The sequence below is a fragment of the Blastococcus sp. SYSU DS0510 genome, assembly GCF_054050835.1.
The window spans coordinates 58,562-77,059 of the sequence record NZ_JBJHAC010000009.1; the positions used below are offsets into that span (position 1 = coordinate 58,562).

Annotated in this window: 20 protein-coding genes; 12 read left to right on the forward strand and 8 right to left on the reverse strand. The window is 75.3% G+C overall.

Going from position 1 to position 18,498, the window contains the following annotated elements:
• Positions 1-5 precede the first annotated feature (5 nt).
• Together ACI79P_RS09300 and ACI79P_RS09305 are read left to right on the forward strand one after the other, a co-directional pair.
• The gene (locus ACI79P_RS09300) at positions 6-1,244 is read left to right on the forward strand and encodes a magnesium transporter MgtE N-terminal domain-containing protein (protein ID WP_456580756.1); all 1,239 of its coding nucleotides are present in this window, start codon (positions 6-8) and stop codon (positions 1,242-1,244) included.
• A complete protein-coding gene (locus tag ACI79P_RS09305; protein ID WP_456580757.1) occupies positions 1,237-1,782 on the forward strand; it encodes a DUF1003 domain-containing protein in 546 nt (181 codons plus the stop codon). Before ACI79P_RS09300 ends, ACI79P_RS09305 begins: the two co-directional genes overlap by 8 nt.
• A gap of 86 nt (positions 1,783-1,868) precedes the next feature.
• Here ACI79P_RS09305 and ACI79P_RS09310 read toward each other — a convergent pair whose 3' ends face one another.
• Together ACI79P_RS09310 and ACI79P_RS09315 are read right to left on the reverse strand one after the other, a co-directional pair.
• Positions 1,869-2,180: an AzlD domain-containing protein gene (locus ACI79P_RS09310; RefSeq protein ID WP_456580758.1), complete on the reverse strand. Its 312-nt coding sequence runs from the start codon at positions 2,178-2,180 to the stop codon at positions 1,869-1,871.
• Entirely contained in the window at positions 2,177-2,866 is a 690-nt protein-coding gene (locus ACI79P_RS09315) for an AzlC family ABC transporter permease (protein WP_456580759.1), read from the reverse strand. The genes ACI79P_RS09310 and ACI79P_RS09315 overlap by 4 nt, the downstream gene beginning before the upstream one ends.
• Before the next feature lie 154 nt (positions 2,867-3,020).
• On the opposite strand from ACI79P_RS09315, the gene ACI79P_RS09320 reads away from it, so the two are divergent.
• Entirely contained in the window at positions 3,021-4,172 is a 1,152-nt protein-coding gene (locus ACI79P_RS09320) for an Mrp/NBP35 family ATP-binding protein (RefSeq protein WP_456580760.1), read from the forward strand.
• 218 nt (positions 4,173-4,390) lie between these two features.
• Here the strand turns inward: ACI79P_RS09320 and ACI79P_RS09325 are convergent, their stop codons facing one another.
• The 4 genes from ACI79P_RS09325 to sigE all read right to left on the reverse strand — a co-directional run bounded on the left by ACI79P_RS09325 (position 4,391) and on the right by sigE (position 7,530).
• Positions 4,391-4,753: a twin-arginine translocase TatA/TatE family subunit gene (locus ACI79P_RS09325; protein ID WP_456580761.1), complete on the reverse strand. Its 363-nt coding sequence runs from the start codon at positions 4,751-4,753 to the stop codon at positions 4,391-4,393.
• A gap of 61 nt (positions 4,754-4,814) precedes the next feature.
• On the reverse strand, positions 4,815-6,344 hold the full coding sequence (locus tag ACI79P_RS09330; protein WP_456580762.1) for a S1C family serine protease: 1,530 nt from the start codon (positions 6,342-6,344) through the stop codon (positions 4,815-4,817).
• A gap of 32 nt (positions 6,345-6,376) precedes the next feature.
• Positions 6,377-6,946: a zf-HC2 domain-containing protein gene (locus ACI79P_RS09335; protein ID WP_456580763.1), complete on the reverse strand. Its 570-nt coding sequence runs from the start codon at positions 6,944-6,946 to the stop codon at positions 6,377-6,379.
• The gene (sigE, locus tag ACI79P_RS09340; RefSeq protein WP_456580764.1) at positions 6,943-7,530 is read right to left on the reverse strand and encodes an RNA polymerase sigma factor SigE; all 588 of its coding nucleotides are present in this window, start codon (positions 7,528-7,530) and stop codon (positions 6,943-6,945) included. Before sigE ends, ACI79P_RS09335 begins: the two co-directional genes overlap by 4 nt.
• 196 nt (positions 7,531-7,726) lie before the next feature.
• On the opposite strand from sigE, the gene ACI79P_RS09345 reads away from it, so the two are divergent.
• Complete coding sequence (locus tag ACI79P_RS09345) at positions 7,727-8,386, forward strand: O-methyltransferase (RefSeq protein ID WP_456580765.1); 660 nt, start codon at positions 7,727-7,729, stop codon at positions 8,384-8,386.
• A 3-nt stretch (positions 8,387-8,389) separates the two neighbouring features.
• Here ACI79P_RS09345 and ACI79P_RS09350 read toward each other — a convergent pair whose 3' ends face one another.
• On the reverse strand, positions 8,390-8,671 hold the full coding sequence (locus ACI79P_RS09350; protein ID WP_456580766.1) for a hypothetical protein: 282 nt from the start codon (positions 8,669-8,671) through the stop codon (positions 8,390-8,392).
• Positions 8,672-8,746: 75 nt separating this feature from the next.
• Positions 8,747-9,967 (reverse strand): glucose-1-phosphate adenylyltransferase, encoded by a 1,221-nt coding sequence (glgC, locus tag ACI79P_RS09355; RefSeq protein ID WP_456580767.1) that lies wholly within the window; start codon positions 9,965-9,967, stop codon positions 8,747-8,749.
• Positions 9,968-10,293: 326 nt separating this feature from the next.
• On the opposite strand from glgC, the gene glgA reads away from it, so the two are divergent.
• From glgA to ACI79P_RS09395, 8 genes are all read left to right on the forward strand, one after another.
• Positions 10,294-11,484, forward strand: coding sequence for a glycogen synthase (gene glgA / locus ACI79P_RS09360; protein WP_456580768.1), 1,191 nt, complete (start codon positions 10,294-10,296; stop codon positions 11,482-11,484).
• Positions 11,485-11,907: 423 nt separating this feature from the next.
• Positions 11,908-12,318, forward strand: a complete 411-nt coding sequence (locus tag ACI79P_RS09365; RefSeq protein ID WP_456580769.1) for a response regulator — start codon at positions 11,908-11,910, stop codon at positions 12,316-12,318.
• 221 nt (positions 12,319-12,539) lie between these two features.
• Complete coding sequence (locus ACI79P_RS09370) at positions 12,540-13,214, forward strand: response regulator (RefSeq protein ID WP_456580770.1); 675 nt, start codon at positions 12,540-12,542, stop codon at positions 13,212-13,214.
• A 9-nt stretch (positions 13,215-13,223) separates the two neighbouring features.
• The gene (locus tag ACI79P_RS09375; protein ID WP_456580771.1) at positions 13,224-14,558 is read left to right on the forward strand and encodes a sensor histidine kinase; all 1,335 of its coding nucleotides are present in this window, start codon (positions 13,224-13,226) and stop codon (positions 14,556-14,558) included.
• Between the two features lie 287 nt (positions 14,559-14,845).
• Positions 14,846-15,337, forward strand: a complete 492-nt coding sequence (lepB, locus tag ACI79P_RS09380) for a signal peptidase I (protein ID WP_456580772.1) — start codon at positions 14,846-14,848, stop codon at positions 15,335-15,337.
• A 256-nt stretch (positions 15,338-15,593) separates the two neighbouring features.
• Positions 15,594-16,574: an ABC transporter substrate-binding protein gene (locus tag ACI79P_RS09385; protein ID WP_456580773.1), complete on the forward strand. Its 981-nt coding sequence runs from the start codon at positions 15,594-15,596 to the stop codon at positions 16,572-16,574.
• Between the two features lie 13 nt (positions 16,575-16,587).
• Positions 16,588-17,685 (forward strand): FecCD family ABC transporter permease, encoded by a 1,098-nt coding sequence (locus ACI79P_RS09390; RefSeq protein ID WP_456580774.1) that lies wholly within the window; start codon positions 16,588-16,590, stop codon positions 17,683-17,685.
• A complete protein-coding gene (locus ACI79P_RS09395) occupies positions 17,682-18,485 on the forward strand; it encodes an ABC transporter ATP-binding protein (RefSeq protein WP_456580775.1) in 804 nt (267 codons plus the stop codon). Before ACI79P_RS09390 ends, ACI79P_RS09395 begins: the two co-directional genes overlap by 4 nt.
• The last annotated feature ends 13 nt before the right edge of the window (positions 18,486-18,498 follow it).

Below are 18,498 nucleotides of genomic sequence, written 5' to 3' on the forward strand. Positions count from 1 at the left end.
CGACCGTGACCACGGCGACGAGGGCGTACGTCTCCCGGCTCGCCGGGCTGACCGTCTTCGACCCCAACGGCGACCGGGTCGGCAAGGTGCGCGACGTCGTCGTGGGCCTGCGCGTCGGGACGGCCTGCCCCCGGGTGCTCGGCCTCGTGGTCGAGGTGGTCGCGCGGCGACGGATCTTCGTCCCGATGGGCCGCGTGACGACCCTGGACCCGGGTGCGGTGCTGCTCGCCTCGGGCACGCTCAACCTCAAGCGGTTCGAGCAGCGGGCCGGAGAGACCCTGGTGCTCGGGGAGCTGCTCGACCGGCGGGTGACGATCAACGAGTCCGGGCGCCCCGCGTCGGTCGTCGACGCCGCCATCGAGCAGACCCGCACCGGCGACTGGCTGCTCTCCCGCGTCGCCGTCCAGGAGCCCGGCCGGCTCGGCCGGCGCGGCCAGCTCCACCAGCTGGAGTGGGACGAGGTGACCGGGCTCGCGCTGCCGCAGACCGGGCAGGGCGCCGAGACGCTGATCGCCACCTACCGCGAGCTCAACGCCGCGGACATGGCCCACGCCCTGCAGGAGCTGCCGATCAAGCGGCGGCACGAGGTCGCCGAGGCCATGGACGACGAGCGGCTGGCCGACGTCCTCGGCGAGCTCCCCGAGGCCGAGCAGATCACCATCCTCGGCACCCTCCAGGAGAGCCGGGCCGCCGACGTCCTCGAGGAGATGGACCCCGACGACGCCGCGGACCTGCTCTCCGAGCTGCACGCCGTCGACCGGAACCGGTTGCTGGAGCTGATGGAGCCCGACGAGGCCGAGTCGGTGCGCCAGCTGCTCAAGTACTCCGAGGACACCGCGGGCGGGATGATGACCAGCGAGCCGGTCATCCTCTCCCCGGACGCGACGATCGCCGAGGCGCTGGCGCGGGTGCGACAGGAGGAGATCACCCCGTCGCTGGCCAGCCAGGTGTACGTCTGCCGCCCGCCGTCGGCCACGCCGACCGGCCGCTACCTGGGGCTCGCGCACATCCAGCGGCTGCTGCGCGAGCCACCCTCCACGCTGGTGAGCGGCGTGCTGGACGACCTCGAGCCGCTCAAGCCCGAGGCCCCCCTGGCCGAGGTCACCCACTACTTCGCGACCTACAACCTCGTCGCGGCCCCGGTCGTCGACGCGCAGGGCCGGCTGGTGGGCGCGGTCAGCGTGGACGACGTCCTCGACCACCTGCTCCCCGACGACTGGCGGGAGCGGGCCCGCCGTGGCTGACGGCCCGCGGCTCGACGTCCCCCGCAGCGGCGCCCACCGGTTCGGCAGCTTCCTGCGCCTCAACCCAGACGCCGTCGGCCAGTTCGCCGAGGGCATCGCACGGTTCCTCGGCACCGGCCGGTTCCTGGCCGTCCAGACGATCCTCGTCGTCGTCTGGATCTCGCTCAACGTCTTCGCGGTGCGGCTGCGCTGGGACCCCTACCCCTTCATCCTGCTCAACCTGGCCTTCTCGACCCAGGCCGCCTACGCCGCGCCGCTGATCCTGCTGGCGCAGAACCGGCAGACCGACCGCGACCGCGTGCAGGCGGAGGAGGACCGGGCTCGGGCGGCGTCGACCCGCGCGGACACCGAGTACCTGGCCCGCGAGCTCGCGGCGCTGCGGGTGGCCGTCGGCGAGCTCGCGACCCGCGACTTCATCCGCGGCGAGCTCAACCGCCTCGCCAGCGAGGACGGCGACGACAGCGAGAAGCGCGAGAAGAAGCGCAAGAGGCGGGAGCGCGAGGAGGCCGAGGCGCGCGGCGGCGCGGCCCCGGTCTAGCCAGGCCCGGCCCAGGACGACCACGAGCAGCAGTGCCACCACGGCGTCGACCACGCCGTGCACCGGGTGGACCAGCGACGCGCGCGTCAGCCCGTGAGGAGGTGCACCCCCGCGCCCGCCGCGCCGGCGAGCAGCAGCACCACGATGAACGGCGCGCGCAGCGCCAGGGCCAACGCGGCGACCACCAGGCCGGCCAGGCGGCCGTCCACCACGATCCGGTCGCCGCTGGTCAGCCCCTGGACGACGACCAGCGCGGCCAGCAGCGCGGCGGGCACGAAATCCACGACCCGGGCCACCCACGGCTGCTCCACCCAGGCCGCGGGCACCGAGAGCCCCGCCAGCTTGAGCAGGTAGCAGCCGGCCGAGGCGACCAGCACCGCGGTCCAGGTCGCGCTCACGGGGCCACCGCCCGTCGCGGGCGCCCGGCCAGGGCCACGGCGACGACCGCGGCGACCACCTGCACCCCGGGCGGCACGTACGGGGTGAGCGCGAGCGCGACCACCGCTCCCCCGACCGCGACTCGTCGCTGCACCGCGGGCTCGGCGAAGCCGCGTCCCAGCCGGGGCCACAGCAGCGCCAGGAACGCCGCCGGGACGACGGCGTCCAGGGCCGCCCGCGCCGTGCCGCCGAGCGCCGCGGCACCCAGCGCGCCGACCGCCGTCGTCACGTTCCAGGTGAGGTAGAGGGTGGCGCCCCCGACGAGGAACGCCAGGCGGGCCAGGGCGCGGTCGGGTGCGGCCAGCGCGAGGGCCGTCGTCTCGTCGATGACCCAGTGCGCCGAGCCCGCCCGGCGCAGCGCGCCCCGGGGACGCAGCAGCGGCACCAGGCGCACGCCGTAGACGGTGTTGCGGGTGCCCAGCAGCAACGCGCTGCCGACGGCGGCCAGCGGGCTGCCGCCGGCGCCGAGCACGCCGATGAGCGCGAACTGCGAGGCGCCGGTGAACATCACCGCCGACAGCACCACCGCCTGCCAGAGGTCCAGCCCGGCGGCGTCGGCCGCGGCGCCGAACGCCACCCCGTAGAGGCCGACGGCGAGCCCGAGGCCCACCGCGTCCCGCAGGGTCTCGGCACGGTCGGGCTGCACGACGACGACCCTAGTTGCGCCCCAGATCACCCTCCGCCGGGCCGTCGGGTCCGCGTGCCGCCGTAGAGTGGCAGGCGACCGATCGCGCGGGTCGCCGCTCCGGCCGCGACCACCGGACGCCGGTCCCCCGCTCGTGAGGAGACAGACGAACACGATGTCCGACCAGCTGACCGGCACACCCGCGCTCGACGCCGTCAACGCCGCTCTGGCCACCGTCCAGGACCCCGAGATCAACCGCCCGCTCACCGAGCTCGGCATGGTCAAGGACGTGCGGATCGGGCCCGACGGCTCGGTCGCCGTCGAGGTCTACCTGACCGTCGCCGGCTGCCCGATGCGGGAGACGATCACCAACCGGGTCACCCAGGCCGTGGGCGCGGTCCCGGGGGTGACCTCGGTGCAGGTCGCCCTCGACGTGATGAACGACGAGCAGCGCGCCGAGCTGCGGAAGACGGTGCGCGGCACCGACGCCGCGGACCCGGTGATCCCCTTCGCGCAGCCCGGCTCGCTCACCCGCGTCTACGCCGTCGCCTCCGGCAAGGGCGGCGTCGGCAAGTCCAGCGTCACCGTGAACCTCGCCGCGGCCCTGGCCAAGCGCGGGCTCTCGGTCGGCGTCGTGGACGCCGACATCTACGGCCACTCGGTGCCGCGGATGCTCGGCGTCGACGACAAGCCCACGCAGGTCGACAACATGATCATGCCGCCGCAGTCCATGGGCGTGAAGGTCATCTCGATCGGCATGTTCACCCCGGGCAACACCCCGGTCGTGTGGCGCGGGCCGATGCTGCACCGCGCCCTGCAGCAGTTCCTGGCCGATGTCTGGTGGGGCGACCTGGACGTGCTGCTGCTCGACCTCCCGCCCGGCACCGGCGACGTCGCGATCTCCATCGCGCAGCTGCTGCCGAACGCCGAGATCCTCGTCGTCACGACCCCGCAGCTGGCCGCCGCCGAGGTGGCCGAGCGGGCCGGCGCGATCGCCACCCAGACCCACCAGCAGGTCGTCGGCGTCATCGAGAACATGAGCTGGATGGACCTCCCCGACGGCTCGCGCGTCGAGGTGTTCGGCTCCGGTGGCGGGCAGACCGTCTCCGACGCGCTGACCCGCACCCTCGGTGCCCGGGTGCCGCTGCTCGGCCAGATCCCGCTGGACACCCGGCTGCGCGAGGCCGGCGACGCCGGTGCGCCGATCGTGCTCGCCGACCCCGACTCCCCCGCGGCGCAGGCGCTGGAGAAGATCGCCGAAGGCCTCGCCGTCCGCCAGCGCGGGCTCTCGGGCATGTCGCTGGGGCTGACCCCGGTCCGCCGCTGAGCAGTGCACGACCCTCGCGGGGTCGGTTCCCGGACGTCCGGGGACCGGCCCCGCGGCGTCTCAGGACCGGCCCCGTCCGCTCGCGCCGTCGTCCTCCCTCCCCGCGGCGCGTCCTCCCGCACCGTCTGCCCTGAGGGAGGACGCTCGACGATCAGGTCACCTGATCCCGGCGGCGGGGGCGAGCGCGCGGCCTGGCAAACCCGTGCCGGCCCCTGGGACTAGGTCGCGTCGACGTCGAAGGGCGGGGGGACGCTGCGGTCGCGGGCCTGGGCGGCGACCACCGTCGCGGCCGTCGCGCCGCCCGCCCTGGCCGCGGAGACCGGCGGCTCGTCGTCGCCGAGCAGCTGTTCGCGGATGAAGGTGCGCGGGTGGTACTTGCGCAGGTCCAGGTCGCGGAGGCCCTCGAAGTCCTCCCCCAGGGAGTCGTTGACCTGCGCGCGGACACCGGTGATGGCACCGCGCATGCGCTTGAGCCCGGCCGCCGCTTCCTTCGCGAGGTCCGGTAGCCGCTCGGGGCCGAAGATGAAGAGAGCCGCGAGCGCCAGGACCAGGATCTCGCCCCAGCCGATCGAGTCGAACACCGCGCTCCCCGCTCCTCCGGCCGCCAGCGCTGACGGTGGTCAGCGTAGCCGCCCCGCCGGCCTACGCGGCCCCGAGCGTCACCTCGACCGTGCGCGAGCTGCCGCCCCGGACGAGTTCGACGACGACGACGTCGCCGGGCTGCCGGGCGTCGACGGCGACGGAGAGCTCCTCGGAGCTGCCGACCCTCGTGTCGTCGACGGCGATGATCACGTCCTCCTCGCGGATCCCCGCCTGGGCCGCCGGGCTGCCCGGCTCGACGTTGACCACGAGGGCGCCGTCGCGGGTGCCGTCGGTGACCGAGCGGGCGTTGACGCCGAGCGTGGCGTGCACGGCCGAGCCGGTCGCGATGAGCTGCTCGACGATCCGCTTCATGGTGTCCACCGGGATGGCGAAGCCCAGGCCGATGGACCCGCCCGCCCCGGTGGAGGCGATCGCCGTGTTGATGCCGACGAGCGCGCCCTCGGCGTCCACCAGCGCCCCGCCGGAGTTGCCCGGGTTGATCGGCGCGTCGGTCTGCACGGCGCTGATGACGGCGTTGGTGTCGGTGCCCTCGCCGGAGAGCCGGACCGGGCGGTCGAGCGCGCTGACGATCCCGCTGGTGACCGTGCCGGCGAGCCCCAGCGGCGAGCCGATGGCCACGACCGGATCGCCGACGATGACGTCGGCCGACCGGCCGAGGGTCGCCGTCACCAGGCCGGGCTTCTCCACCTTGATGACGGCGAGGTCGCTCGCCGGGTCGCGTCCGACGATGCGTGCGGCCGAGCCGCTGCCGTCGGAGAAGACCGCCCGGATCTCGGCGCCCTCGATGCCGTCGGCGCCGGAGATGACGTGGTTGTTCGTGACGATGTAACCGTTCTCGCCGTCGATGACGACCCCGGAACCGGTGGCACCGGCCTGACCGACGCGCACCTCGATGGAAACGACGGCCGGGATCACGGCCTCGGCGATGTCGGAGACCGGGCTCTGCTCGCCGGTGCGGCCGGGGTCGACCTGCGCCAACGTCGTGCCGGGGGTGAACAGCGGCGTCTCGTCGGCGGTCCGTGTCAGGTACCAGCCGACCCCGCCGCCGAGGATCCCGACGAGCAGCAGTCCCAGCACGGCGAGCGTGGTCAGCCGCACCGAGAGGTCGCGCAGCCGCACCTTGCGGCGGCCCTGCGGGTCGATGACGACCGGGCCCGGCTGGGTCTCCTCGTCGTCGTAGACGGCGGGGGCGCCGAGGCCCGCCGGGGACGACGGGTCGCGCCACGGGTCCTCGCGGGCGTCGGCCTTCCACCACGGCCCGGTGGCGGTGCGCCGCCGACCCGGGCGCCCGCCGGGGGGTTCCTGCAGCCCTCCGCGGCCCGGCGCGGGCGGACCGAAGGCGCGCAGCAGCGCCTCGGGCGGCGGGGGTGGGACGGGGCGCGGCGCCGGCGGCGGGCGGTCGCCGGCGAAGCTGCCCGCCACCCGCTCGGGCCGCCCGAAGGCGCCCGCCTGCGCGGCGGTCGGCCGGGGAGCGTCCACGGCGCGGGGCTCCAGCCGGGGCGCCGTCGACTCGTCGAAGGCCCCCGACTGACCGTCGGGGCGCGCGTACGCGCCGGCGTCGCCGGGCACCGGTCCGTCGGACGGGTCGTGCCGGGTGCTGCTCAGGGCGTGCCGCCCGGTGAGCCGAGCCCGCCGGCGTTGCCGACGGTGACGGTCCGGAGCACCGGTGGCACGACCTCGGTCTGCTGCTCGGGCTGCACGGGGTCTGCCGCCGGCGCGCGGCCGGGGTCACCGGGAAGGGTGAGCGCCAGCGCGGTCACGCCTGCACCCAGGCCGACCATGGTGCCGGCGACCCCGCGGCGGAACCAGCGGGCACCCGCCGACCCGCGACGGTGCGCACTCTCGGTGAGGTCGAGGGAGAAGGCGCCGGAGCTGCCGGTCACCGTCAGCTCCCCGGCCGAGGCGCTCATGGCCCCGGGACCGGAGCCGGCGCCCGGCACCTCGGCGGTGAAGGGGATCGCGCAGAGCCGGGACATGAGGTCACCGGGCATGGCGACGTCGGCCGAACCGTGCAGGGCGTCCTTGGCCTCGCGCTGCGCGGTCACGGCCATGCGGCAGCTGGCGCAGCCGGCGAGGTGCCGGGCCGCCCGCGCCGCCGGCCCGGCGCCGAGCTCGCCGTCGACCAGCGCGGCGATCGCCTCCTGGGCCAGGTGGCTCTCCGGGATGCTCACGCCCCCACCTCCCCCGGGACACCGGCACGGCGCGGCGCGAGGTGGGCCAGCGCCTCGCGCAGCTGCACCCGGCCCCGGTGGATGCGGCTGCGCACGGTGCCGAGCTTGATGCCCAGCGTGGCGGCGATCTCCTCGTAGGTGAGGCCCTCGATGTCGCAGAGGACCACGGCCACCCGGAACTCCGGGGAGAGCGCGTCGAGGGCCGCCTGGACCTGCGGGTCAAGGTGGGTATCGGCGTAGACCTGCTCGGGGCTCGGTGCCCGGCCGGGCAGCCGCTCGGTGTCGTCGGGCAGCGCGTCGAACCGGATCCGCTGGCGGCGGCGGACCATGTCGAGAAAGAGGTTCGTGGTGATGCGGTGCAGCCAGCCCTCGAACGTGCCCGGCGAGTAGTCGGCCAGCGAGCGGAACACCCGGACGAAGGTCTCCTGGGTCAGGTCCTCGGCGTCCTGCGGGTTGCCCGACAGGCGGTAGGCCAGCCGGTACACGCGCGCGGAGTGGTCACGGACGACCTGCTCCCAGCTGGGCGCCACCCAGCCCTCGTGCTCCGCCGCGGCGGCGGGCTCGGGAGCGGTTGACTCGGGCACGCCACCAGGATCGCAGACAGGACCGCCGGCGACCTCCGCGGCGTCGGCGGGGCGGGACACGGATCGCATCAGGCGCACGTCCTGATCAACGGACGGCGGGCTCACCTGTGTTCCCGCGCACCGCGACTCCCAGGAGACGCACAGGTCCGCCCGCGCACACGGCCCGGGGGCCCCGGGCCACTACCCTCGGCCGGTGATGAGCGCCGATCAGCTGCCACCCCCGGGCGGCACCGACCAGGGCGCCGCCTACGCCGACCGCTTCGCCACCGAGTCGCCCGAGATGCAGGCCGCCCGGAGGCGGGCGCACTTCCTCTCGGGCCCCGCCCCGGTGGAGCCGCCCGTGGGCGCCACCCTGGCCGTGCTGGCCGCCACCAGCGGCGCCCGCTCGGTGGTCTCGATCGGCAGCGGCGGGGGGCTGGCCGCGCTGTGGCTGCTGCGCGGGATGCGGCCCGACGGCGTGCTCACCGCGCTGGACGGCGACCCCGAGCAGTTGCGCGCCGCCCGCACCGCCCTGGCCGAGGCCCGGGTGCCGGCCAGCCGGGCGCGGCTGATCTTCGGCACCCCCGGCGAGGTCCTCCCCCGGCTCTCCCCCGGCGGCTACGACATGGTCTGCTGCGCCGGCCCGCCCCGGGAGTACGCCGAGCACCTCGCGGCCCTGCTCGCCCTGGTGCGGGTGGGCGGCAACCTGACCTGCCACGGGCTGCTCGAGGGCGGCCGGGTCACCGACCGCACCGCCCGGGACCCGCAGTCGGTGGCCTGGCGGGAGATCGCGCGAACCATCCGCGACGACGAGACCCTGCTGCCCGCCGTCCTCCCGATCGGCTCCGGCCTCCTGGTGGCGACGAAGCGCGCCTGACCGCTACGACCGCTCGAGCAGCTCGCGCGGGCGGGCGAGATCGGCGCGGTTGGCCAGCCGGATCGCGGCGGCCAGGAACGGGGACGCGGAGAAGCCTTCCGGGCGCCCGCGGTTGCGCAGCGTCATCCGGGTGCGGTCCGGGTCGAGCGCGTCCCCGGTGTAGGTGGTCTCCATGGGGAACGGCCCCTGGGGCGTGCGCATCACCAGCCGCTCGCCGGGCACGAGCTCGGCCACCTCGTAGGTGCAGGCCAGCCGCCGGCGGAGGAACCGGGCCACGAAGTCCACGCGCGACCCGACGGCGACCGGTGGCTCCGTCTCGTGACGACGTCGACGTCCCGCGGCATCGGGCCTGCCATCCCCTCAGACGTAGGCGCGGATGCCCTTGCCGACGACGGTGATCCCGCCGGCGCTCACGTGGTAGCGCTCGCGGTCGAGCTCGTGGTCCAGGCCGATCCGCGCGCCGGGCGGCACGACCACGTTCTTGTCCAGGATCGCCCGCCGGACCTGCGCGCCCTCGCCGATGTAGGCGCCGTCCATGACGACGCTGTCCTCGACCCGCGCGCCCCGCTCCACGCGGACCCCCGGGGAGATCACCGAGTTGCGCACCGAGCCACCGCCGATGATGGCGCCGGCGCTGACCATCGACTCCTCGGCCCGGCCACCGAGCACGAACTTCGCCGGCGGGCGCTGCGGCGGCAGGGTGTAGATCGGCCAGCGGTCGTTGTAGAGGTTGAAGACCGGCGAGACCGACACCAGGTCCATGTGCGCGTCGTAGTAGGAGTCGATCGTCCCGACGTCACGCCAGTAGCCCTGGTCCCGCTCGGTCGCACCGGGCACGACGTTGGTGGAGAAGTCGTAGACCCACGCCTCCCCGGCCTCGGCGAGCATGGGCATGATCGAGCCACCCATGTCGTGCACCGAGTCGGCGTCCTCCGCGTCGGCGCGCAGCGCCTCCAGCAGGGCGTCGGTGGTGAAGACGTAGTTGCCCATGGAGGCGAAGCTCTCCTCGGGCGAGTCGGGGAGCCCCGGCGGGTCGGCCGGCTTCTCCAGGAAGCCCCGCACCTTCCCCTCGGCGTCGGAGTCGATGACGCCGAACTCCGTCGCCTCCCGCCGCGGCACCCGCAGCCCGGCGATGGTGACGCCCGCCCCCGTCTGCAGGTGCTGGTCGACCATCTGGGCCGGGTCCATCCGGTACACGTGGTCGGCCCCGAAGACGACGACGACGTCGGGGCGCTCGTCGTAGATCAGGTTGAGGCTCTGGAAGATCGCGTCGGCGCTGCCGGTGTACCAGCGGGGGCCGAGCCGCTGCTGGGCCGGCACGGGGGTCACGTAGTTGCCGAGCAGGCTGGACATGCGCCAGGTCTGGGTGATGTGCCGGTCGAGGCTGTGGCTCTTGTACTGGGTGAGGACGGCGATGTGCCGGATGTCGCCGTTGACCAGGTTGGAGAGCACGAAGTCGACGAGCCGGTAGTTGCCCCCGAAGGGGACGGCCGGCTTCGCGCGGTCCTGGGTCAGCGGAGCCAGCCGCTTTCCCTCACCGCCCGCCAGGACGATGCCGAGAACCCGTGGACCGCCGCGCATGTCCGCAACGTAGCGGCTGGGCCGTCCCCCCGCCGCACGCAACCCCCGCCCCGCGGCCCGGCCGACCCCGAACGAGTGATCGCCGCCACAGAGCGCCCCGAGCCGGTGACCCGGGGGAACGGCCCCGCTGCAGGGACCCGCCGTGAGCACGTGACCCGATGGAACGGCCCCGCTGCAGGGACCCGCCGTGAGCACGTGACGTGATGGAACGGCCCCGCTGCAGGGTCCCGCCGTGAGCACGTGACGTGATGGAACGGCCCCGCTGCAGGGTCCCGCCGTGAGCCTGCGAGCGGCGGGGGGCAGCGGGGTCCTCTTAGGGTGACCGCGTGCGCATCGGGATCGTCACACGAGAGTGGCCGCCGGACGTCTACGGCGGCGCGGGGGTGCACGTCGAGCACCTGGTGGCGGCCCTGCGCGCCCTGCCGGGCCCTGCCGGCGGCGGGGAGGACGTGGAGGTCGACGTCCACTGCTTCGGCGGGGCGCGGCCGGACGCGACCGCGCACGCCGTGCCGCCGGGGCTCTCCGAGGCCAACGGCGCCCTGCAGGCGGTCGGGGTCGACGTCGAGATCGCCGCCGCGCTGGCCGGCGTCGACCTGGTGCACAGCCACACCTGGTACGCCAACACCGCGGGGCTGCTCGCCTCGCTCGTGCACGGCGTGCCGCACGTGGTCACGGCGCACTCGCTGGAGCCGCGCCGGCCGTGGAAGGCCGACCAGCTCGGTGGCGGCTACCGCCTCTCCTCCTGGGCCGAGCGCACCGCCTACCTGGCCGCCGACGCGGTCGTCGCGGTGAGTTCGGGCATGCGCGAGGACGTGCTCGCCGTCTACCCCGAGCTGGACCCGGCACGGGTGCACGTGGTCCGCAACGGCGTCGACGCGCAGGCGTACCGGCCGGTGCACGCGCCGGAGGTCGTCCGCGGGCTGGGGGTGGACCCCGACCGGGCGTACGCGCTCTTCGTCGGCCGGATCACCCGCCAGAAGGGGCTGGTGCACCTCCTCGCCGCCGCCGAGCAGCTGCCCGCCGACGCCAGCCTCGTCCTGTGCGCAGGGGCCGCCGACACCCCGGCCGAGCGACAGCAGGTCGCCGACGCGGTCGCCGCGCTCCAGGCCCGCCGCGACGGCGTGGTGTGGATCGAGGAGATGCTGCCGCGCGAGCAGCTGGTGCCGCTGATCACCGGCGCGACCGTGTTCGTCTGCCCCTCGGTCTACGAGCCGCTCGGCATCGTCAACCTCGAGGCCGCGGCCTGCGGGACGGCCGTCGTGGCCAGCGCCGTGGGCGGCATCCCGGAGGTCGTCGACGACGGCCGCACCGGCCTGCTGGTGCCGTACGACGAGGCCGACCCGACCGGGTTCGCCGCCGATCTGGCCGCGCGCACCGCCGAGCTGCTGGCCAACCCCGGGCGCGCCGCCGCCATGGGGGCGGCGGGCCGCGAGCGGGTCGTCGCCGAGTTCGGCTGGGCCGCGATCGCCCGTCAGACGGTGGACGTCTACACGGAGGTCCTCGGCGCCCGCCGGTGAGCGACGGGAGGTGGCGGAGTGAGCGGCCCCTCACATTGGGGGCAGGCACGTCCCCACCCCTCGGCTGTCGACCGGGCCTCGGCGTGCCGAGACTCTGCGCATCGTCCCGCCCCGTCCGGGCGGATCCGGAACCCGTGCGCACAGGAGGACCGCATGCAACCGCCGAGCCGCTCCCCACCCGGGCAGGATCCGCCTCGGAGCCAGGTCCCGGCTCCGAGGGCCCGAGCCCGTCCTGCCGCAGCGGACCACCGCCCGGGGGCCGGCACCACCGCCCCCGTCGCCCCCCGGATGCACCGCGCGCCGTCACTGCGCGGTTGACGCTCAGCCGGTCCGGGCATCCACACTCCCAGCCGACTCTTTCCCTCCGCCGCCCGGCACCGGGCCCTCGGTGCACCCGGCCGCCACCTCAGGACAGGGGGGCACGTGATCCGCCTGTTGATCGCCGACGACCACACAGGTGTCCGGCTCGCGCTCTGCGATCTCTTCGATTCCACCGCCGACATCGCGGTCGTCGCCACCTGCTCCGACGGCGACGAGGTCCTGCCGGCCGCCCGGTCCACCCGTCCGCACGTCGCCCTGCTCGACCACGTCATGCCTCGGATGACCGGGCTCGAGGCCGCCGCCCAACTGCGCCACGAGTGCCCCGGCGTCAGGATCGTGCTGCTGACCGGCACGGTCCTCTCGAGCGTCATGGAGGAGGCCAGGGCGCTCGGCGCCGCCGGCTTCCTCGCCAAGGGTGAGGACTCCGACGCCCTCGCCGACCACATCCGCACGGTGGCCCACGGGGGCAGCGCCTGGCCCGAGGCCGCGGCCTGCGGAGGGCGCCCCATCTGACCGGACGCCCGCGGCGTCGTAGCCGCGCGGGCGGGAACGCACAGCACCGCGGTGACGACGCAGCGCGAGGGCGCGACGGTGATCAAGATCACGCGGTGAGGACCAAGGTCCCGGTACTGGCCGTTGCCGTACCACAACCGCCTGGCCACCCGCATACTCGCCCGGCAACGGAGGCCCTCCCCCCGGGGGGCCGCGACAGCTGGGAGTCGACCGTGCCGCTCATGACCCTGTCCGACCGTCCGACCCGCGTCGACGCAGCCCGAATCCTGGTCGTGGACGACCACCGAACATTCGCCGAACTGCTCGCCGGCGCCCTGCGGTCTGCGGGCATGGAGCCCGTCGGCACGGCCACCTCGGCGGCGCAGGCCGTCGCGATGGCCCGGGACCTGCGGCCCGACATCGTCATCATGGACATCGAGATGCCGCGGCAGGACGGGCTGACGGCGACCCGCCAGATCCGCGAGGTGGCTCCCGGCACGATCGTCGCCGTCGTGACCGGCCACTGCGACCCCACCTGGGTGGTCCGGGCGGCCCAGGCCGGCGCCTCGGCCTACATCCCGAAGAACGGCTCCCTGGAAGAGATGATCGACGTCCTCTCCCGGGTCCGGCTCGGGCAGATGATCGTCGCCCCCTCCGCCTTCGCGGGCGGCTCCCCCTCCGCCCCGACCGGGCGCACCGCGCCTCCCCCCGTGCTCACCCGGCGGGAGAAGGAGGTGCTGGACTGCCTGGGCCGCGGCATGCCGGTCAAGGGGATCGCCCGCCTGCTGGGCATCACCGTGGAGACCTGCCGGGGCTACGTGAAGTCCCTGCACACCAAGCTCGGCGTCCGGTCGCAGCTGGAGGCCGTGATCAAGGCCCAAGAGGTCGGCCTGCTGCCGCCCACCCGCGAACGCTGAACGCGGAGGATGACAGCTGGGGACCCGTACCAGCGAGCGTGGTACCGCCGCCGGCCCGCATCGCGGATCGGGCGGGAACTGACCTTCTTCTCCGTCGCCGCCGTCCTGGCGCTCGTCGCCGTGTCCTCCGCCACCGTGCTCATCAGCGAGCGCATCGCCCGGTCCAACGCCCTGGAGGAGGTGCAGCGGACCACCACCCGCATCTCCACCCTGGCGCTCGGCCCGCTCGTGCCCGGATACCTCAACGGGTCCGTGGCCAACCGGATCGAGTTCGAGCGGGCCGTCGCCAGCCGCCTCCTGGACCCGTCGATCGAGGTGATCGTCATCTGGGACGACGAGGGCTGGGTCGTCTACTCCAGCGAGCGCCAGCTGATCGGTCTGCAGGAACCGCTCAGCGAGGAGCTGCGGGCCGCGCTCGACGGTCGCATCGTCGCCGAGATCGACGATTCCCCCGACGCCACCTACAACGGGGACGACTCCGGGCCGGTCCTGGAGGTCTATGCCCCCCTGTCGGGGAACGGTGAGAACCTCGTGCTCGAGATCTACTACGACCACACGGTCATCGCCCGGCAGGCCGCCCGGCTGCGGGGTCAGATCCTGCCGCTGGCGCTCGGCGGCCTGGTGCTCCTGCAGGCGGTCCAGGTCCCCATCGCCGCCTCGCTCGCCAAGCGGGTCCGGCGGAACGACGCCGAGCGCGCCGCCCTCGCCGATGCCGCCCTCGAGTCGTCCGAGCGCGAACGGCGGGCCATCGCCGCCGACCTGCACGACGGCCCGGTGCAGGACCTCGCCGGCGTCAGCTACGCCCTCAGCGCGCTGCGCTCCACCGTCCCCGAGGAGCGCCGGGCGATGGTGGACCGGCTGGCGGGCGTGGTGCGCACGGCCGTCGCGTCGCTGCGCCGGGTCATGCTCGACGTCTACCCTCCCGACCTCTCGGCCGACGGGCTCCCGCGGGCCCTGGACGACCTGGTGCTCCCGCTCAAGGAGCAGGGGGTGTCCGTCGACGTGCGGACCGGGCCACTGCCCCCGCTCGGCCCCCAGCAGACCGCGACCCTGTACCGGACCGCCAAGGAGACGCTCGCCAACGTGGCCCACCACGCCCAGGCGCAGTGCGTCTGGGTGACGCTCGAGGCGGACGACAGCGGGCGCAGCACCGCGGTGCGGCTGGTGGTCGCCGACGACGGCGTCGGCTTCCCACCGGGATACAGCGGCAGCCCGGAAGGCCACCTGGGGCTGAAGCTGACGGCCGACCGCGTGGCCGCCCTGGGCGGCCGGCTCGAGACGGGTGAGCGCCCGGGCGGCGGGGCCTGCATCACGGTCCGCCTGCCGGTCGACCACGAGGTCTGACCTGCGCCGCGACCCCCTGGATTGGGGGGAGCCGGATGCCCCGGGCCCGGCTGCCCCGGCTTCCCACGGCGCGGCACCCTCGCACAGACGGCGCAGACCGCGGCGGCGGAGAGGAGCACCCGAGATGCACGTCCCCGGCCGCACGCGGTGCGCCTCTCCGGAGCCGTCCCTGCCCGGACCGGGCGCCGCCGGCCGCCGGCGCGGATGCCGTGGCTGACCGCGGTCCCCGCCCGACCGGACGGCACGCGGCGCCGCGCACCGCGGTCCGTCGCCGATCCTCCCTGGGGGTGCGCCTGGGCGCCGGAGCCCTGGTCTGCCTGGTCCTCTCCGTCCTCGGCCTGTTCCCCGTCCAGCTGGTGCGGGTCACCTCGGGCAGCATGGCGCCGACACTGGACGTCGGGGACCTCGTGCTGGTCCTCCGGTGGCCGGTGTCGGTGGACCGCTGGGACGTCGTGGTGGCCGACCCGGCGGCACCGGGCGCCGCGCCTCTGGTCAAGCGGGTCGTGGCGTTCGGCGGGGAGTCCGTCGCGGTCGAGGACGGCGTCCTCGTGGTGGACGGCGCCGCCGTCTGCGAGCCCTGGAGCGATCCCGCGCGGCTGGACGGCGTCTGGTTCGGGCCGGTCAGCGTCCCGGACGGCTCGGTCTTCCTGCTCGGCGACGAGCGGGAGGGCTCGGTCGACTCGCGGGTCTTCGGCCCGGTCGACGAGGAGCGGCTCCGCGGGGTCGTCCTCGCCACCGCCTGGCCCCACCCACAGGCGCCGGCGACCACCCCCTGCTGATCCCCGCCGGCTGCGTTCCGGGGCGGCCGGGACGGGTCCGCTGGTACCTTTCTGCCCGCCGGCTCCCCGCCGGCGGTGCAGCGGCAGCGAAGTCCGGTGCGAATCCGGCGCTGTCCCGCAACTGTGAAGGCCCTCCACCAGCCGAGCCAGATCGCCTGCCCTGCGCCGTGCATCCGACCCTCGCGGCAAGGGTCGCGCATCGAGCGTCGGACCAGCTCGGGCGACGACGCTCGCCGCCTCCTCGTGGAGGCCCCCCTTGCCCGGCACATCCCCCCGCGCGGCGCGGACGAGCGCGCACGCCCCGCGGCGGCTCCGCCCTGCCCTCCTCGGCCTGCTGACGGCTCCGCTGCTCGCCCTGACCGCCTGCGGCGGCGGGTCCCCGGAGACGGCCGCGGACGAGGCGGCACCGTCCTCGGCCGCCGGCGGCTTCCCCGTCACCGTGACCGGCGACAACGGCGAGGTCACGCTCGACGAGCGCCCGGAGGAGATCGTCTCGATGTCGCCCTCCGCCACCGAGATGCTCTTCGCCATCGGCGCCGGCGACCAGGTCCAGGCCGTCGACGACAACTCCACCTACCCCGCGGAGGCGCCGACGACCGACCTGTCGGCATTCACGCCCAACGCCGAGGCCATCGCCGGGTACGAGCCCGACCTCGTGGTGCTCAGCAACGACACCAACGGCATCGTCGACGCCCTCGAGACCCTCGACGTCCCGGTGCTGCTCCTCGAGGCCGCCGAGGACCTCGACGACACCTACGGGCAGATGGAGTTGCTCGGCGAGGCCACCGGCCACCCGGAGGAGGCCGCCGAGGTCGTCGCCGACGTGCGCGACCGCATCCAGGCCGCCGTCGACTCGGTGCCGGCCGATGCCGCCGGGCAGCGGGTGTTCCACGAGCTCGGCCCGGAGCTCTACTCCGCGGACAGCAGCACGTTCATCGGCAGCATCTACAGCATGTTCGGCCTGGAGAACATCGCCGACGGCGCCTCGGACCCCAGCGGCGGCTACCCGCAGCTGTCGGCGGAGTACGTCGTCCACCAGGCGCCGGAGATCATCGTGCTCGCCGACACCAAGTGCTGCGGTCAGAGCGCGGAGGCGGTGGCCCAGCGACCGGCTTTCGGCAGCGTCCCGGCGGTGGTCGAGGGCCGGATCGTGGAGGCCGACGACGACGTCGCGTCCCGCTGGGGTCCGCGCGTCGCGGACTTCGCCGAGACCGTCGCCGAGGCCCTGCAGGGCTGAGGACGGCACCGGCATGAGCACCGCAGCCCCCGGCACCCGGACCGGCCGCACCGCGGCCGGTCCGGGTGCCGTGCGGTCGCGGCGCTCGGCGTTCCTGGCCGGGACCGGCGCCGCCGCCGTCCTGGTCGCCGCCGTGCTGGCCGGCATCTGGGTCGGCGCGGTGCCCCTGCCGCCGGGCGCGGTCGTCGCGACGCTGCTCGACCGCGCCCTCGCGCCGCTGGGCCTCTCCGTGCCGGGCGCGCTGGAGGGCACCCGTGCGGCGGTGCTGGTCGAGCTCCGGCTGCCGCGCGTGGTGCTCGCCTCGCTCGTGGGTGCCGCGCTCGCCGTCGCCGGCGCCGCCTACCAGGGCGTGTTCCGCAACCCGCTCGCCGATCCCTACCTCCTGGGCGCGGCGGCCGGAGCCGGCCTGGGCGCCACGCTGGTGATCGCCTACGCGCCCGGCCAGCAGGTCGGCCCCGTGGGGGTCGTGCCGCTCGCCGCCTTCGTCGGCGCGCTCGTCGGCGTGGGTTGCGCCCTGGCCCTCGGCCACGCGGCCGGAGGCTCGCACAGCGCGTCGCTGCTGCTCGCCGGCATCGCGGTCGCCGCGTTCCTGGCCGCGGCGCAGACACTGGTGCAGCAGCAGAACACCGACGACCTGCGGGAGATCTACGGCTGGCTGCTCGGGCACCTGGGTGGTGCCCAGTGGTCCGACGTCGGCCTGGTCCTGCCCTACCTCGGGGTGGCGGTGGGGACCCTGCTGCTGTGCGCCCGGCCCCTGGACGTCCTGGCGGTCGGCGACGACGAGGCGCGCTCGCTCGGGGTGCACCCCGGGCGGCTACGGCTGCTCGTCGTGGTCGCCGCCTCGCTGGCCACCGCCTCCGCCGTCGCGGTGAGCGGGCTGATCGGCTTCGTCGGGCTGGTCGTGCCGCACATCGTCCGGCGGCTGGTGGGCGGCGCCAACTCCCGGGTGCTCCCGGTGTCCCTGCTCGCGGGCGGGGCGTTCCTGGTACTCGCCGATCTCCTCGCCCGCACCGTGCTGGCGCCGGCCGAGCTGCCGCTGGGCGTGGTCACCGCGTTCGTCGGCGCCCCGTTCTTCGCCGGCCTGCTGTGGGCGGGGGCGCGACGGCGGTGAGCGGGCAGGCAGCGGCCCCACCGCCCACCGGCGGCGCGCGGGTGGAGGTGGTGGGGCTGGACGCGGGCTACGGACGGCGCCCGGTGCTCTCCGCCGTCCGGTTCACCGTGGCCGCCGGCGGCTGGCTGGGCATCATCGGCCCCAACGGGTCGGGCAAGTCCACGCTGCTCCGCTCGGTGCTGAGGCTGCACCCCCACGAGGGCCAGGTGCGGATCGACGGCCGGCCCGTCGGCGGCCTGCCGCGCCGCGACCGGGCCCGCCTGCTGGCCTACGCCCCGCAGCTCCCGGTGCTGCCCGAGGGCATCAGCACCCGCGACTACGTCCTCCTCGGGCGCACCCCGCACCGCCCCCTGCTGGCCGCGCCCCGCCGGGTGGACCGGGAGGTCGTCGCCGACGTCATGGGGCGGCTCGAGCTCGACGGGCTCGCCGACCGCGCCGTGGTCACCCTCTCCGGCGGCGAGCAGCAGCGCGCCGTCCTCGCGCGGGCATTGGCCCAGCAGCCGCGGGTGCTCCTGCTCGACGAGCCGACCGCCGCCCTCGACCTCGGCCACGCCCAGCAGGTGCTCGACCTGCTCGACCGGTTGCGCCGGCAGGACGGGCTGACCGTGGTGAGCACCCTGCACGACCTCACCCTCGCCGGGCAGTACGCCGACCGGCTCACCCTCCTGGCCGAGGGGCGGGTCGTCGCCGAGGGTCGCCCGGAGGAGGTGCTCACCGAGGCGGTGTTGTCGGAGCACTACGGCGCCCGGGCCCGCATCGTCCCCGGGCCGCACGGCCCGGCCGTCCTCCCCGTGCGGTGACACCGTCGTCCTC

Coding starts and splice junctions, on each gene's coding strand:
- ACI79P_RS09345 (WP_456580765.1), top strand. CDS start 7,727: ATGAGCGCCGATCAGCTGCCACCCCCGGGCGGCACCGACCAGGGCGCC.
- glgC (WP_456580767.1), bottom strand. CDS start 9,967: ATGCGCGGCGGTCCACGGGTTCTCGGCATCGTCCTGGCGGGCGGTGAG.
- ACI79P_RS09390 (WP_456580774.1), top strand. CDS start 16,588: ATGAGCACCGCAGCCCCCGGCACCCGGACCGGCCGCACCGCGGCCGGT.
- ACI79P_RS09320 (WP_456580760.1), top strand. CDS start 3,021: ATGTCCGACCAGCTGACCGGCACACCCGCGCTCGACGCCGTCAACGCC.
- ACI79P_RS09375 (WP_456580771.1), top strand. CDS start 13,224: ATGACAGCTGGGGACCCGTACCAGCGAGCGTGGTACCGCCGCCGGCCC.
- ACI79P_RS09370 (WP_456580770.1), top strand. CDS start 12,540: ATGACCCTGTCCGACCGTCCGACCCGCGTCGACGCAGCCCGAATCCTG.